General features: G+C 49.2%; 11 protein-coding genes. All 11 read right to left on the bottom strand.

The window, feature by feature from the left end; translation table 11 throughout:
* Nucleotides 1-636 carry an LmeA family phospholipid-binding protein gene (locus tag BUA83_RS07215; protein WP_268793930.1) on the bottom strand — a complete coding sequence of 212 codons (636 nt, stop codon included), beginning with the start codon at nucleotides 634-636 and terminating at the stop codon, nucleotides 1-3.
* 145 nt (nucleotides 637-781) lie between these two features.
* Nucleotides 782-1,889 (bottom strand): peptide chain release factor 2 gene (gene prfB / locus BUA83_RS07210; RefSeq protein WP_200796021.1). Its coding sequence is split into 2 segments (ribosomal slippage): nucleotides 782-1,819 and nucleotides 1,821-1,889, totalling 1,107 coding nucleotides; the frame shifts between segments, so codons are not numbered across the junction.
* 38 nt (nucleotides 1,890-1,927) lie between these two features.
* Entirely contained in the window at nucleotides 1,928-4,465 is a 2,538-nt protein-coding gene (secA, locus tag BUA83_RS07205; protein WP_072935565.1) for a preprotein translocase subunit SecA, read from the bottom strand.
* A gap of 165 nt (nucleotides 4,466-4,630) precedes the next feature.
* On the bottom strand, nucleotides 4,631-11,053 hold the full coding sequence (locus BUA83_RS07200; protein ID WP_072935564.1) for an MBG domain-containing protein: 6,423 nt from the start codon (nucleotides 11,051-11,053) through the stop codon (nucleotides 4,631-4,633).
* Nucleotides 11,054-11,108: 55 nt separating this feature from the next.
* Nucleotides 11,109-12,788, bottom strand: coding sequence for a ShlB/FhaC/HecB family hemolysin secretion/activation protein (locus tag BUA83_RS07195; protein ID WP_072935563.1), 1,680 nt, complete (start codon nucleotides 12,786-12,788; stop codon nucleotides 11,109-11,111).
* A 317-nt stretch (nucleotides 12,789-13,105) separates the two neighbouring features.
* Nucleotides 13,106-13,657, bottom strand: coding sequence for a ribosome hibernation-promoting factor, HPF/YfiA family (gene hpf / locus BUA83_RS07190; RefSeq protein ID WP_072935562.1), 552 nt, complete (start codon nucleotides 13,655-13,657; stop codon nucleotides 13,106-13,108).
* A gap of 253 nt (nucleotides 13,658-13,910) precedes the next feature.
* Nucleotides 13,911-14,078, bottom strand: a complete 168-nt coding sequence (locus tag BUA83_RS12650) for a hypothetical protein (protein WP_159430492.1) — start codon at nucleotides 14,076-14,078, stop codon at nucleotides 13,911-13,913.
* A gap of 18 nt (nucleotides 14,079-14,096) precedes the next feature.
* Complete coding sequence (locus BUA83_RS07185; protein WP_072935561.1) at nucleotides 14,097-14,573, bottom strand: hypothetical protein; 477 nt, start codon at nucleotides 14,571-14,573, stop codon at nucleotides 14,097-14,099.
* Nucleotides 14,574-14,681: 108 nt separating this feature from the next.
* A complete protein-coding gene (locus BUA83_RS07180; RefSeq protein ID WP_144340516.1) occupies nucleotides 14,682-15,224 on the bottom strand; it encodes an XRE family transcriptional regulator in 543 nt (180 codons plus the stop codon).
* Nucleotides 15,225-15,249: 25 nt separating this feature from the next.
* The gene (locus BUA83_RS07175; protein ID WP_072935559.1) at nucleotides 15,250-15,654 is read right to left on the bottom strand and encodes a YkvA family protein; all 405 of its coding nucleotides are present in this window, start codon (nucleotides 15,652-15,654) and stop codon (nucleotides 15,250-15,252) included.
* 14 nt (nucleotides 15,655-15,668) lie between these two features.
* Nucleotides 15,669-16,424, bottom strand: a complete 756-nt coding sequence (locus tag BUA83_RS07170) for an FtsZ/tubulin family protein (protein WP_072935558.1) — start codon at nucleotides 16,422-16,424, stop codon at nucleotides 15,669-15,671.
* Between the last annotated feature and the right edge of the window lie 3 nt (nucleotides 16,425-16,427).

Below are 16,427 nucleotides of genomic sequence, written 5' to 3'. Positions count from 1 at the left end.
TTACTTCCTTTTTGCAGTCAGAGTGACCTGACCATTCTGCTGCTCCACGGAATCCAGTTCAACCGGAAGCTTCATCTTCCGAAAATCCGCGAGCATAATGTCCCCAAAAAGATTTCCCGTAAGGGCACGTCCCAGAAGGGCGTTCTTAATATCCAGCCTTGTCATGCGAAAATACAGGCAGCCGCTGTCCTCAAGCAAAACACCTTCAAGATGCACGTCCGCCTTCATTCCCATGATTTTTGCCGTACCGTCGGCGGAAATACGCTCAGGTGTCATGGTTACCCTGGCATCCTGCAGCTTATCCACCTTACGCATGAGCGTATCGGCAAGGTCTGCCTCCGTCACGATACCTGTAATAACAAGCTCGTCAGCAGACTTAACCTCAAGTTTTCCATCCTCAATGCCTGTAACGGGCATGTCAACTCCGCGGCCCTTGAGAGAAAGCGAGGAAAATTTCACATCGCCAAGCACAGCCTGCTTAGCGGTAATATCCATAGTGTCAAATCGTCCAAAAAACATCAAAAGGGACGGCGTTGTATGAACGGAAGCATCCACCGTGTTGGTTTTCAGGACGTTTTCCAACCTCGATGCCACTGTTTTTGAGGCAATGGGGGGCAGGAAAAATTCGACAAACACAATAGATATTATGAATATTAACGAAACAATAGTCAAGGCTTTGCGCAAAATATCACCCACTCAAAAAAGCAGCAGGAGCGCGGTCAAATAAGCTTTTCAAAGCTCAGGCACGCTCCTGTATTTTTCTGCTCACCGCGCCTTTGTATTACAGCTCGTTGTTTGCACGTGCGGCAAGATATGCCTCAATAAACATATCAATTTCGCCGTCCATTACCGCGTCAACATTTCCCGTTTCCGTATTGGTACGGTGATCCTTGACCATGGTATATGGCTGGAATACATAAGAGCGAATCTGGCTTCCCCACTCGATTTTCTTTGTGGCGCCGAGAATCTTCGCGCGTTCTTCTTCTTTCTTTTCCTCTTCAATTTCAAAGAGCTTTGCACGCAGCATGTTAAGGCAGACCTCACGGTTCTGCAGCTGCGAGCGCTCGTTCTGGCACTGGACCACGATACCCGTCGGGATATGTGTCATGCGGACAGCCGAGGATGTCTTGTTGATATGCTGACCGCCTGCGCCGCTGGAACGGTATGTATCAACACGAACCTCATCCATGTTGATTTTTACCTCCTGCGCGTCCTCAATCTCAGGCATTACCTTGCAGCCGGAGAAGGATGTGTGGCGGCGCGCGTTGGAATCAAACGGCGAAATACGGACAAGGCGGTGAATACCCTTTTCGGATTTCAGATATCCGAAGGCATTGTGTCCACGGATAAAGAGAGTCGCTGACTTTACGCCTGCCTCATCACCCGGCAGAAGGTCAACAGTTTCAACGGAGAAGCCGTGACGCTCTGCCCAGCGTGTGTACATGCGCAGCAGCATCTGTGTCCAGTCCTGGGCCTCGGTGCCGCCGGCACCTGCGTGAAGCTCAAGATACGCGTTGTTGGCGTCGTACTCTCCTGAAAGCAGTACCTCAAGCTCAAGAGAACGAAGGCTCGTCTTGAGGTCTTCAAGCTCTGCCTTCACGTCATCCTCGGAAATATCCTCCGGGGACTCCATTCCAAGCTCCCAGAGAGCCATAAGGTCGTCCGCCTTCTGCTCCAGCGCACGGTACTTGTCCACGCTGATTTTTATGTCATTAAGTTCCTGATTTATCTTCTGTGCTTTCTCAGTGTCGTCCCAAAAATCCGGTGCGCCCATTTTGTATTCGAGCTCAGCGATTTTTTCTTCCTTTGCAGGGACTTCAAAGAGATGACCCCATTTCGTCCAGCTTTGCCTTCAAAGCTGTTATTGGTGCTTTAAGTTCTTCTAACATTGACGAATTCACTTCCTAAATCTATGATACTTTGTTTATTACTTATTTTTCCCGCAGCAGTTTTTATACTTCTTTCCGCTGCCGCATGGGCACAAATCATTTCTTCCGATGTGCTCGGAGCGGACAGGCTTCTTCGCGGATTTCTGCGGAGACTCCGCCTGGCTTGTATCCTCGCCATGGGATGCCTGGGCGTTCTGCAGATGGTCCTCAAGCTGACGCTGCTCCTCCGTCACAACGCTCACATGATACATGAGCTTTGCGATGTCGGTCTGAATCTGCTGTACCATTTCCTCGAACATATTGTAACCCTCGATTTTGTACTCAACCAGCGGATTGCGCTGACCGTACGCACGAAGATTGATACCCTGACGAAGCATATCCATGTGGTCGAGGTGTTCCATCCACTTGTTGTCTACAACCCGGAGCATAACAACCTTCTCCAGCTCGCGCATCATAGTCTCGGAGAACATTTCCTCGCGTTTAGCGTAGTTGTCCTCAGCCAGCTTTTCCAGAGTTTCCTGCAGTTCGTCGCGGCTCATCTGCTCCAGCTCTTCCTTCACAAGGCTGCCCTTAGGAGCATAGATTTCCTCTGCGTCCTCGATAAGTCCGTCCAGAGTCCATTCCTCCGGATAGAGCTTCTCGTTGGCATACTGGTTCATCTCGCTCTTGATGATTTCCTTGACCATATTCATGATGTTATCACGGAGGCCTTCGCCGTTGAGTACCTGACGACGCTGAGCATAGATAACCTCACGCTGCTGGTTCATGACATCATCATATTCAAGGACATTTTTACGCATGTCGAAGTTTCTTGCCTCTACCTTCTTCTGCGCATGCTCAATGGAGCGTGTGATGAGGCTGTGCTCGATAGGCTCATCCTCTTCCATGCCCAGCTTATCCATAACGGAAGCGATGTTATCTGCCGCAAAGAGGCGCAGAAGGTCGTCCTCCAGGGAAAGATAGAAGCGTGAAGAACCCGGGTCTCCCTGACGCCCTGCACGTCCGCGGAGCTGGTTGTCAATACGGCGTGACTCATGACGCTCCGTACCGATAATACAGAGACCGCCCAGCTCCTTGACGCCCTCGCCGAGAAGAATATCCGTACCACGGCCTGCCATGTTTGTCGCGATTGTGACCGCGCCCTTCTGACCGGCATCCTTGATTATTTCAGCTTCCTTCTCATGGAACTTGGCATTCAGGACATTATGAGGAACACCGTGCTTGCTCAAAAGGGCACTGAGCTCCTCGGACTGCGTGATGGATGTCGTACCGATAAGAATAGGACGTCCCGTCGCATGCATCTCGTCCACGGCCTTTGCAACGGCCTTATATTTAGCCTTTTTCGTCTTATAGATGAGGTCAGGCTCATCTATACGCTGTACAGGACGGTTCGTCGGTACAACGATAACAGGCAGGTTATAGATTTTGAGGAACTCGTTTTCCTCTGTCTTTGCCGTACCTGTCATACCCGAAAGCTTGCTGTACATGCGGAAATAGTTCTGGAAGGTAATGGTAGCAAGAGTCTGAGACTCACGCTGGACCTTAACGCCTTCCTTAGCCTCAATAGCCTGATGAAGGCCCTCGGAGTAACGGCGTCCGAACATCAGACGGCCCGTAAATTCATCAACGATAACAATCTCGCCGTCCCGGACAACATAATCCCTGTCGCGCTTCATGAGTGCCTTCGCACGGAGAGCCGCGTTGAAGCAGTGGGAATACTCAATGTTCTCTGGAGCATAGAGATTCTTTACGCCGAGAGCGCGCTCCACCTTATGAACAGACTCGTCGCTCGGGGCAACAGTCTTCTGCTTTTCATCAACCTTGTAATCCTCGCCTTCACGAAGAGGAGCGACAGCGGCAGCCATTTTCACATAAACGTCCGTGGATTTTGCGCCCGGACCTGAAATGATGAGCGGTGTACGCGCTTCATCAATGAGGATACTGTCCACCTCATCCACGATGGCATAGTTAAGCTCCCGCTGAACCATCTGGTCCGCAGAGATAACCATGTTGTCACGGAGGTAGTCAAATCCGTATTCGTTGTTCGTACCAAAAGTTACATCACAGCCGTAGGCATACTTGCGCTCAGGGAAATCCATGTCATGCTCGATAAGTCCGACGGTAAGACCAAGGAACTTATAGAGATGGCCCATCCACTCACTGTCACGCTTTGCCAAGTAATCATTGACAGTGACCATGTGGACGCCCTTGCCTGTGAGAGCGTTGAGGTAAACAGGGAGAGTAGCCACGAGGGTTTTACCTTCACCTGTCTTCATCTCAGCGATACGGCCCTCATGAAGGCACATACCGCCGATGAGCTGAACATCAAAATGGCGCATACCGAGAACACGGCGCGATGCCTCACGGCAGACCGCAAATGCCTCAGGCAGGATATCGTCAAGAGTCTCGCCGGCTTCAAGTCTGTCCTTGAACTTCTGTGTGTATCCGGCAAGTGAAGCGTCGCTGAGGTCCGTAAGACCTGCCTCAAGACTGTTTATCTTATCTACAACGCCCTTATATCTTTTAATTTCTTTTTCGTTATTATCACCGAGAAACCGTTTCAAGAATCCCCACAAAACTGAACCACTCCTTCAATTAAAACCCCTATGGGTAAAAAATGTACACTTATTCATACTAACTTTCAATTTTATCAGAGAGCTCATTATAAGTCAAAGAAATCGACGGCTCCGATAACATAAAAAGACGCCGCAGCTCACGGCGTCTTTTTTGCGTTTGAAAAATTATTCTGCTTCTGTTTCAGGAAAAATTTCGCCGCGCTCTGCCTCTGCCAGGTCAGCTGCAGGCTTAAATCTTTTCCCGTTTCCTTCGTCACGGATGACAGCGCTTTCCTTGAGCGTGTCGATTGTCGTTCCCTTGAGAAGCGGCTTCGTTCCTATGACTCGGATATCATCATGCACATTTTCGATGACCACGGTGCTTCCTCCGTCGCTTCGGCTGGATGCATCAACAGTAATCGTGTTGGCTGAGAGTGCAGCGGGCTTTACGTTTATACCTGTATCCTCAATGGTAAGGAAACGCAGGGAGCCTCTTCTCTCACGCTCGATTTCTCCTCCGTCATCAGCTTCCGGGACATTATCCGAGGAAACCTCCTTCCAGATGATATCCTTCTCTCTGTCTGACTCTTCCTCATCTTCGTCCGCAGGACGGAAGGAAACATTCGGATGATTCTTTGATTCATCATCAATCGGACGCGGTGCGACAGCCTCCTTCGGCATGTCCATTCCCTGTCCGTCGATAACCGCCGTATCATCAGAAATTGGCACAACTCCCGGAAGTGGAGAATTGCCTCTCGGATTGCTTGAGAAGCTCGGAGTAAGTCCCCGTTTCACGATTACATGCATCGTGCCCGGAAGAACATCGACGATTTCATAATCCTTTCTAAAGCTTTCATCTGCGCCGAAGCGTTCCGCAAGCTCCTCCTTGCTGTATGCCGTCCGGATATCGTCCAAATAATCTCCCGGCTCTGATTCCTTCGTGGTATCTGTCGTAAAATCCCCAGATGAAAGATTATATGCCTCAAGCTTCGGAAGATCCCAGCTCATAAAGCCTGTGCTTTCTCCTTTTTTGCCGAGGACAAAGCCGCCGCCAAGAACAGGTTCTTTATCGGAGCCGGCCTCACGTGTCGCGTCATCAGCCTTGTAGGAGATGCTGCGCGGTGTTATGTGCAGGCTTCCGTTTGTAACATTTTCGTCCTTCAGCGTATAGTTTTTGCCAAGGATATCCTGCCAGTAAGCAGTATGCTCCTTGTCTCCGTAATCAACTGAAATCCCGTAATCGCCTACGTGAGACCGCTCGCCTGCATCTGTCTTATAGGAAACCTTTTTGTGGGTATCTCCGTCCAGCATGCCCGTGAATGTTCCCGTAAGCTCAGGATTGTCGTTTCCGTAGACCTTGGACTTGTCATCAACCGCAAGAGAAATTTCCTTCGGAGTTACCGTCAGCGTTCCCTTGTTTGCCGTGACAGTATCGACCTTGTAGTTTCCTCCGACAGCCTTCTGCCAATCCTTGTCCTTCAAATCAAGGTCGTATGTTCCCACGTCTGCCTTCTGATTCTTTTCCGGCATTCCCGTGAAGGTGTACTCATTATTTTTCAGAGTGTCTCCGTTTACAAAACCTGCCGTCACGTTGATATCGGAATCAGCCGACAGAGTAGGATTAGTTTCTCCGTAAACCTTCGTCTTATCCGATACCGTGTACTCGATATTTATATCCCTCGGCGTGACCGTGGCATTTCCTGCTTCATATTTAATCTCGTAGTCGTTGAGCTTTAAGCCCGAAGCCTGAATCGCGCCGTTATAGGTTCCTGCGTCAGTCTTTGCATCCGTCACATTCTTATCTGCGTCGATTTTCGTCGAATAGGAGGCCGTTCCCGCTGCCTCGGATGCCTTGACCTTCTCCGTGCTGCCTGCCACATAAACTCCGTCAGCGGAATCTCCGTTAACAAAGCCAGTCGTAAAGCTTCCCGAGAAATCCCTGTCCATAGCCGTATTGCCGTAGACCTTCGTGTTATCGTCAGCCTTGTAGGTAAGCTCTGCAGGTGTGACCGTATACTGGAGATTTTTTGCCTTCATATTATAATTCGGATTTTCAGCGTCCGTGTTTATATGGCTCGTATCTCCACCCGTATCCAGTCCCTCATCGTAAACGTAAACGACCTTGCCTGCCGCGTCGCGTTTTACATGCTCCGTGTTGATTTTGCCATCCTTTTCAAGCTGCTCCACAACACCTGCCGCGAAGGAATTAAGGCCGTCATGCGTCTCAATATCCGAAAGCTTGTCCCCGTTTTTCAGCTTTGACGCGTCAGCGGCAGTTATATCGTAAACCGTCTTATCCGCGGCATCGCCGTATTTCCTCGTGCCGACGATGTTGTAATAAAGGTCTACAGGAGTAATCTCGTATGTACTCTTTCCCTGCTTGTCCGCGACAGCCTCATCAGCAACGCTGTCAACGAAGATAAGGTTGTAGTTCTTGCTTACAAGCTCGCTCTTTCCGTCGCTTTCAAAGCTGCCCTTTGCGAGAGTATATTTTTTATCCTCCGTATCCTTTACCCAGGATTTCTCCGTGATATTGATATCCGAGGTCGTCTTTCCCGTTTTTGCTCCTGCTTCGGATTTGACGGTAACAGCTGCGGTGCCTCGGTTCGTAATGAGTGCGTCAATATTATCAGCCGTGTTATCCCAGGACTTCAGCGCGCCGTTGTTCAGTGTGTCGTTTGTACCGTCACTGACAGCGGCAGCCGTGTAGTGGAAATCGGATGCCTTATTCGCCTCGCCGTATTCACGGGTTCCCTCTGCCGTAAAATACAAATCCGCTTTATTTACGGTAAGCTTATCCGTGTAGACAATCTTGTAGTTGTTGTGGTCGCTCTTAAGCTCAGGATTCGTGAACTTTTTGGCATCCGTGTATGTTCCAGCGTCGAGCATGTTCGTATCATCACTGTAGCTGCCGCCGGAAATCTTTACCTTTCCGTCCTCTCCGACAGTAAGCGCCGCTCCCCCCGATGACAGGACACCCTTTGCTCCGTCATGCCCGTACGCATCCTCGCCATTGACAAAGCCTGTTTTCCCCGTTGTGTCATTCACGAAGCGAATTGCATAGTTTGCGCCACCGTTCTGCGCGTTTTTGATTTCCTCTGCCGATGCGTTCGCATCCACGATGACGGCACCGCTTACGGCATCCTGTCCGTAGGTTTTCTCGCCGGTGACCTCGGCATTCAGTATTCTCGGAACGATGATGACTGCCGCGTTGGAGTCTACGAAGTAGCCGTGCTGCGGAGACCACATGTCGGCATTCTCATAGGTATAAACAGAGGATTTTCCGTTGATATCAGCCGCATTCGTTGTACCGGATTTCACCTTCCATTTCGTAGGATCATATCCGCTTACCGTGTCGATTCCTTCCGTGGTAACATAGCGTCCCTTTCCTTCTCCCTCGAAGAATGCACCGCCGTAGAAATTATCCACGTCCGTAGTAACTAGGTTGTGGGTTGTGCCGTCGTACTCGTACTGGCGGTTGATGTTGATTTTCTTCATGAAATGCTTCAAAAGCGGTGTCGCGGAGTTTGAGTAAATCATCCAGTCATCATTCTGATTTACAATCTTTGCACCATCCTTCGCCCAATCAACACCATTTACGCCGTCGGTTTTTATGTTTGAAGCCTCGTAAAGATTCTTTGCGTCTACGCCCGAGGCGTCACCTGTGCCGAAGGCCTTTCCGATATTCGTTATATCCGTTGTGCCGTCCTGTCTCTTTGTGACATAGAAGCTGTCCGTAACGGTTCCGCCATTTCTGATACCGCCAAAATCTCCGATGGTATCAGCAGCCGCGCCATCGGCAGCCTTTACACGGCCTGCGTTATATACCTGTTCAATAGTGCCGCCTTCCATATCACCGACGACACCGCCGACATTCTCATTTCCTGAGATAACAGCGTCGCGGTATGCAAGACGGTTGTTGTAGGTACGCGTGGATTCAGGAGCTTCCTCAAGAACCTTTTCAGTAGTCAGCTTTTCGCCATCGTCTCTCACCCACTGCTGACTGCTCTGGTCATACTGGTAGGAATGACCGTTTGCAGTAAAGCCATAGTATTTGTTATTGTCCGCAGATGTTATCGTCGCGTTTGCCGCTGCAGTCACCAGCACAGTGTTATTATCGGCATTGTACGCCTTGCTTATAGAGGAGCTTCCCTCCATCTTGCCCGTGACACCGCCAACATTCTTTTCGCCCGTCACATTTCCTGCGTTGTATGCCGTCTCGATTTCCGAGTTATTCATATAGCCCGCAAGACCGCCGACATTTTCTTTACCCGTCACACGTCCGAACTCACTTGTGCCTGCACCCGTACTTTCTTCGCCGATTTTTGTGCCCAGCGTTGTTCCTTCATTTGAATTGTAGGTCGTCTTTACGGAAACAGTATTTGTACCTGTGCCGTACATCGCGCCGACAATACCGCCTGTATAATCCCGTCCAGAAACTCTGCCGTTATTCACAGACTCCGAAACAAGTGCCGTGCTTCCTGCCTTTCCTGCCCATGCCTCAGGGCCCTTCTGCGCTTCGCCTTCCCCTGCATATACATCATCGCGGAGAACTCCCACAAGACCGCCCGTATATGAGCCTGTTCCTGTTACACTTCCGACTCCCGAATTGGTCTCGACTGCCTTATTTTTACTGCGGTCGATTGTATATCCGCCACGGCTTCCCACAGCCATACCGACGATACCGCCAACGTTATTTCCGCCGCTGACAGAGGACTCATTTACCGAGGAACGGATACTGCTGTTCAGCTCCGCGCCAACAACTCCGCCGACGCTGTTCTCGCCGCCTACGTTGACAGCTGCCGCATCAGCCGCGGCACTCTTTCTTACAGTCACGCCCTCGAAGTGCGCGTTAACGCCCTCGCCCGCAGCGCCGCCAACATAGTTTCGTCCCTTTATGCCCGGGTCAACCAGAGTCAGCGACCATACGGAACCACCATCAACCTTTGCAAAGAGACCGACATTGTTTTCATCAGGGCGGTTGATGGTGAGATTGCTTATAGAATAGCCGTTTGAGCCGCCGCTGCCTGTGAAGGAACCCTTAAACGGATTCGAAGTGTCTCCGATAGGTTCAAAGCCCTTACCGGAATTCCAATTTGCCGTTTCAGCCGCGTTTATGCTTGTTCCCTGAGCGTAGGAGCCGCCGAGATTACCATAGGTTGCGTCATCGATTGCCTTCAACTGATAAACATCATTTACCAGCATTGCAAAGGTCGTAGAGTAGGACTCGCCCCTTGTGGCATCCAGCTCTCCCGTAAGGCTGACCTTGCTTTTGTAGTTAGGAGCCGTTTCCTTATAATTTTTCTGCGTAAACTTGCTGTTTACAGCTCCATTTGGAACAACCGTTGTTGTGTCCGTGCCCTTTATATCTCCTACGATATCCGCATCGTAATAGATACCAATGTGCTGGGACTGAATTTTATTTTTACCCTCAAGCTCGTCACTCAGATAGACCTTCGCCGTCTTGCGGCTGCCCTTTTCCTCACTGTCTGCAGCAACTGCTTTTCCGTCGGCATCATAGGTAACAACATCCACATTGCCCGTATGCGCCTCAAGTGCTTCCCTGTCATACACAGCCACGTCATCGGCATTCTGGTCGGCACGCAGCACTATGGAGCCTGTTCGGGAGGACGTTCCGCCGTCAACCTCAAACTCCTCAACACCCACTGTCATGTCGCCGGATATATCCGTCTTTGCTGTTGCGGTAATCGCCGCGTTTGCGCCAACGAAAATATCACCGTCAGCCACCAGCTTTATGCCATTGGCGCCGACAGCGAAGCCCGTAGCAGGCTTGAGCTCCGTTACGTTGAGCATGAGAAGGTCTCCTGCCGTCTTTTGGAGCGTATCAAGCTTTGCCTGCGCCGCCGCGGCTGCTTCCTCAGACGCTGCCTCCTTCGCCGCTGTCAGTTCTGCATCAAGACTCGTTTTCTCGTTTTTCAGGTCGGTAATATGCTTCAAAACCTTGTTGGCACCGGAATTTGTGGTCTTATCCGTTCCGGTTTCCGCATTCATACTGCCGTCCATTATGATATTGGCATTCTGATTTTTGTTCTGCTCAAACCAGAGACTGCCCTTTTTATAATTATCATTGGTTATATCAGCTGTAGAAACGACGATTCCTGCCGCGTTTACCTCGGAGCCCTTCGAAAACACCGCCCCATTAGGGTTGACGAGAATAAATGTACCAACCGAGTTGATTGTACCTGCAATCTCCGACAGCTTTCCTCCCGTTACACGGTTTAAGGTCGAAGCCGCCGTGTTAAGCGTGGTAACATTATTCTCCGTTTTAAGATGAATGAAATTAACCGTTGCATCCTTGCCGACATCAAAGGTATTCCAGTCGATTATAGCCTTGTCACTGCTTTGAACAACGTCCATGACAGCATGTCCGTCGGTATTTATAGGCTCATTTACCTTGACGCTGCCATCAACGACATTATGTCCCTCAGGAAGGCGCACGTCAGGCACAGCCTCGCCTGCGGCTCCTGCCTCTGCCGCAGCTACGCCGATATCCACACCGGCAGTATCAAGCGGCATAAGGCCAAGCACCGTTGACGCAAGTCCAATCATTATTTTCCTTGTTAAGCGTTTTTCCTCTTTCCATCCCATAGAACTTCTCTCCTGCTTTCATTCCATACAATCCATACAATCGAAAACTTCTCAATCAGATTTTCTGCACAAACTGGAACCAAACCGTTCCCCCTATATCGTGACCGTAGGTATTGGACATGTGGTCAGTCAGCGGAAACGCATAATCAATCCGTGCGTATGAATTTTTGTTGTCTGCCCAGATAATTCCTATTCCCGCGCCTGCAAGGGTTCGGGAATCCGAGCCTGCGACGCTTGCATTTCTGTTTTTCGACCAGCCAAAGTCATAGAATGCCGCCAGCTGCCAGTGAGGATTTCCCGTCGCCCAGCGAAGCTCCGCCGATGCCACGAAGCCGTGATCGCCTCCCGACTCGCCCTGCGGAAACGCCCTCACTCCGTGATAGCCTGCGGTATAAAATTTCTCCGAGGAATCAAGATTCGACCATGCATACTGCCCTACGAAGGAAGCATGCATGGAAAGACGGTTGGAAAACTTCTGGATATGATACAAATCCAGCGTTGTCTTCTGAAAGCCCCCCTCGGTATCCGCAAGCCTCATAGAGCTTCTTGCAAGGTCATTGCGCGGATTTATATGCCCGACTGTGTGCATCAGCTTATAGCTTGACGCGGAGCGCTCATTTCGTGAGTCACCGTCGAGTCCGAAGCGCAGCGCCCAGCCGTGCTTCTCCGAATCAGTACCGTATTCTCTCATACGGTCGCTGAGTGTCGTGGTTGAAGCCTCCATGCGCCAGTAAAGATTGTTATTCAGAGTACGCTTCCACGGCGTTCTTGAATAAATTTTCCAGCCATGGGATGTACCGTAAGCGTCAATGGAAGAAAACTGCTCCCCCAGCGTGTAGTCCGTGCGCATGAACTCAATACCTGCAAATGTTCCGTTGTTTCCCACAGGAAGCTCATACCGCACATCATAGCTCTGCAGCCCGCGCCCGAAGCTCTGAAGATACGCGATATTCAGCTGGTCGCCAACGTGGCTGAGATTGTTCCAGTGATAGCCTGCGCCGATACGCCAGCGTCCCGTGAAGCGGCTGCCGTAGTTGTCCACATAGGTGATTCCGCCGCAGCGCTCCGTTGTTATAATCTTGAAAAGCGCATCAGCGCGGTTCGGCGTTTTGCTGGGTGAAATAAATACCTGAGAACGTATGCCAGGCACATCATTAAGCGTAAGAATCGAACGGTCAAGAGCGTTCTTCCTGATGATTTTTCCCGTGCGTGCCGCGTGAGCAAGACCGTCCGCCCGTCCAGTAGTCAGCTCCGATGTGTTATCGTACGCAACCGTCCCGTATTTGCCTATGAGAATATCTATTGTAACGACACCGTCAACAATATCCTGCGTCGGCAAATAGGCGATTGCCGTCATATATCCCTTTGTATGAAGAAAATCCGAAATCTTGCGGCAGGACCTCTGCAAATCCGCAAAGGTAACCTCCCTGCCCACATCATCCGCAACAATTTTCTTGAGCTCCTTCGTGGAGAAAGGCACATCCTCCCCTGTAAAGCGAAGCTCATTAAGATAAATTCTTATGTCCGAAGCTCCATCCTCAACCCGTCCCAGATCCACCTGAATATCCGGGTCGTCTGCCTTCGGTACCCATTCACGCTCCTGGTCAACATTTGCCGAAACCGAACCGGCATCCGGTATGTTCAGACCTGCCGGAGCCGCCAGACCATGCTGCATCCCCGCAAACATCGTCAGCGCGCAGGCGGCAAGAGCCTGCATCTTGTAACGTCCTGTCATTTTAAATAATCCCTTCATATATACTGCCTATTTATCTGTAGGTCTATTTCAAGCTATTCACACGCGTTCATTCAAAAAGATTTCATTTGAAACGTCCAAATTTACTAAAAGTGCATTTAGCCGTGTCGTAAGACCTATGTAAAATATTGTATACAAAAAACTTAATTTACACAAGAAATTTTCTCTAATTCCTATATAATAAAACAATTTACATATACCATAGCACCCTATCCCTTACGGGAGGCACTCAAAATATTTTCAGGCACAGAAAAAGAGCACTGCGGCTGCAGTGCTCTTTGGTAATGTTACTTTGATTGTCAGTTGCCCGGCTCGATAAGACCGTAGTTTCCGTCCGTGCGGCGGTACACCACGCAGACCTCTTCGGTCTCGGCGTTACGGAACATATAGAAATCATGGTTCAGCATGTTCATTTCCATGATAGCTTCCTGTACATCCATCGGCTTTACAGTGAAGCGCTTCGTCTTGACGATGGTGTAATCCTCATCATCTGCCGGAGCCTCAGGAGCAGGACGCGCCTCATCCTTTACCATATCAGCCTTGAATCCGCCGCCGCGGAAGCGACGCTGGAGTTTCGTTTTATGCTTATGAATCTGACGCTCGAGCTTTTCAACAACGAGGTCAATCGATGTATACATATCCATCGTAGCTTCTTCTCCGCGCAGGAGCACTCCGCCCTCGACAGGAACCGTAACCTCCACGATATGACGTCCTTTGGATACCGTCAGGAGCACGGTGATTTCTCCGACATGCTCGAAATATTTCGTTACCTTGCCGACACGTTTCTCAACATAATCGCGGAGAGCCGGCGTAATCTCCATGTTTTTTCCTCTTACAGTGAATGTAGCCATAAAGACACATCCCCTTTCCTATTATTGGCGGCAATACTGAACCGCATATAGTCTTTTATTATCTTAATTAAAAGGACTATTTTTTATATACTATATATTTCTCCACAAAACTGAGAATACCTTCTTTTTGTGAAAAATTTCTAAAAGAAAATTCCCCCGCTGCTGTCATGACAGACACCGCACCTACTGTGCAGACTTCCCTTTCATAAAAAAACTGCCGCCAAAATTTCTTTGACGGCAGTATCTTTCATTTTCATCGCTTCATATCATTTTTCTTTTCTTTTTTGCCTGTGCCTGAATGCTTCTCCTTCTCCGCAAGCTTATCCTTAAGCCTTTTCATCTTTGCCATCCCTGACATCTCTGCAGTGAAGCCGTCATAGTCACAGGCTATATCACTTATGTCGATTACATTTTTAAACATTATATTCGTCCTCCTCTTTCATTTCGTCAATCCGGAAGCCGCCAAAATTCCGCTGATTTCATCAGAAGCCTGCTCGCTCTTTGCCTTTTTCGACGTATCCATGTCCTTGAGAAGCTTTTCAATCATACTTCTGTACCTCAGCATCTGATCTCCATCCATTTCCTCATCAGTTTCGTCACTACAGGTACGCTCATACTGTCCTTTGAGCTCCGTAACGATTTTCTCACCGCTTCGCTCAAGTGCCGCCTGCAGCTTACCAACGGATGCTTTTACCTCCTCGTACACCTTTTCACGCTGCTCATCAGTAGTGCACTCATCCATAGCCCACTCGGCTTCGCTCCGAATCTTTTCAAGCAGAATCTCCATCCCGTCGGCATTGGTCATTTCGCGCTTCGGTGCGCTTACAAAACTCCCCTCGGACTCAAGCCATGCCGCGATAGCCAGCCCCGCAACTCCACCTGCAGCCAAAAGCATTCCATTTTTACACCAGCTCATAATAAATTCCTCCTTAAATTTTCATCGTAAATATATTTCCCTTGGGATGATTTAATTATAAATTTTGAGGAATCAAAAAGGGTTGCCTGTCCGGCAACCCCGAAATTTTTATCTGTACCCTTGTTTACAGGTAAGCGGAAGAAAACCATAATCATGTAATTTTTCATTGATTTTCATAATATCATATACACCAGCTTCGATAAAACAGCTTACAATAAGATCTCTTTCCGAACTGGCCGAAAGAGCGTATCCTGTGCGGCCGATAAGATCCGCCGTTTCCTTCAGATTCAGCTCCAGAGCTATAGCGAATGCCAGTGCAGTATCCTTCGTAGGGTGGTAGTACTTATTGGCCTTGATTTTTGAAAAAACAGCCTTATCGACATCCGCGTTGTTATAAACCTCAGATGGTCTTTTCCCTTTTTCCTTGATAAGCTCCATGAGCTTTTCCGAGAAGGTCAGCTCAATACGGTTTTTTATTCCATCCAGTAAGCGCCGAAGAGTACTGCTATCATCGGAATAAGATGAAAAATCCCTCATTCCGGGGAGGTGTTTTCTAGGCCCTGTTAAAATATCAAGTAAGCCTGAAGAGCTTTCCCCCTCAGGCTTATAATGCTGACGTATATACTCGTCTATATCCGACTTTGTTAACATCCGCCTTTTTCCGCTCATTTTCCTGTCACTCTTTCTCTAACTTTTCCAATGCCTTTACTCCGAAAATATCCTTTATTTTCCCTTCGGCCTTCATTTTTATATCATCATTAATATACATCTGTGCCAAAATCAGCGCAACACCGATTGCTGCCGCATCATCAGTATATCCTACGGCCGGCATGAAATCCGGAATAAAATCAAACGGCGAAATCAAATATCCAAGCGCACCATAAATACCGGCCTTGACCTTCACTGGGCAATTTGGAGACTGCGCCACATAGTAAAGCTGCAATGCCTTGTATATCAGCGCTATACCAATGGAAGCAACATTGTCCCTGATTTTATCCCAAAGCCCCTCCTCTGAGTATTCATCCGTGTACTTTTCAACATCAATATCATTAAACTCAGCTTCAATAACATTTTCCCTCATAATTATTCCTCCCATCAAATCGCAACTCTGCTTCCCAGCAGAGTTACGACAACATTGTCCCCCATACTCTTATCCGCGGTAACAGCCCAGAGAATATCCGCATCAGGATGAACCTGCCAGCTCAGGAAAGCACCGGCAGAGCCTATATCAAAAACACCGATATTATCTCCTGAACCAATCACATGCATCAGCATGGTTCTCGCCTTGGAAAGATTTGCATTTTCTCCCAGCAAAGCAGCGGCCTTCTTTGCTGCCTCCATGATTACATTCTTCCCTGCCGCCTGACCAGAAGCCATAGCCGTTACACCCACATTTGACAAACAGCTCCTAAAGTCATCGAAGCTCATGGACACAAGCGAACGCTCCGACAGCATATCCAAAATCATATGAACGCCTGCCGCAAAAGAATCCACAGTACCTGCTTCACTGCCTTCCTCATCTGACGGCAAAATCGTTACAGTATCCGCGGCATCAGCCAAAGCCTTCGGCACATCCCCTGCTGAAGTCATGACCACAGTCAGCACGTCCATACCCTTGGCACACTCCGCAGCAGCAAGCGTAACCGCCGCATCCTTCAGATTCTGAATATCCGCCAGGATAATTGTCATATCGGTATCCCTAAACACCTCCTGCAAATCAACCTGATCATCCTCAGCCAGCTTCAGGAAATCAACACCATCCCATCCGCATCCACGCAGCCTCGACAACGCCTCCGAACCCGGCTCTCCTACACCAATCACCTTTACACTCGGCTTTACAAAAGATTCCATTCT

Origin of the sequence: Schwartzia succinivorans DSM 10502 (genome assembly GCF_900129225.1) — a bacterium.
GTDB classification, from domain to species: Bacteria; Bacillota; Negativicutes; order Selenomonadales; family Selenomonadaceae; genus Schwartzia; species Schwartzia succinivorans.
This window is presented reverse-complemented; position numbering and strand designations above follow the sequence as displayed.

Bases quoted from the DNA above. Each gene is read 5' to 3' on its own strand.
- BUA83_RS07200 (WP_072935564.1), bottom strand. From the start codon at position 11,053: ATGGGATGGAAAGAGGAAAAACGCTTAACAAGGAAAATAATGATTGGA.
- BUA83_RS07195 (WP_072935563.1), bottom strand. From the start codon at position 12,788: ATGACAGGACGTTACAAGATGCAGGCTCTTGCCGCCTGCGCGCTGACG.
- hpf (WP_072935562.1), bottom strand. From the start codon at position 13,657: ATGGCTACATTCACTGTAAGAGGAAAAAACATGGAGATTACGCCGGCT.
- BUA83_RS12650 (WP_159430492.1), bottom strand. From the start codon at position 14,078: ATGTTTAAAAATGTAATCGACATAAGTGATATAGCCTGTGACTATGAC.
- BUA83_RS07185 (WP_072935561.1), bottom strand. From the start codon at position 14,573: ATGAGCTGGTGTAAAAATGGAATGCTTTTGGCTGCAGGTGGAGTTGCG.
- BUA83_RS07180 (WP_144340516.1), bottom strand. From the start codon at position 15,224: ATGTTAACAAAGTCGGATATAGACGAGTATATACGTCAGCATTATAAG.
- BUA83_RS07175 (WP_072935559.1), bottom strand. From the start codon at position 15,654: ATGAGGGAAAATGTTATTGAAGCTGAGTTTAATGATATTGATGTTGAA.
- BUA83_RS07170 (WP_072935558.1), bottom strand. From the start codon at position 16,424: ATGGAATCTTTTGTAAAGCCGAGTGTAAAGGTGATTGGTGTAGGAGAG.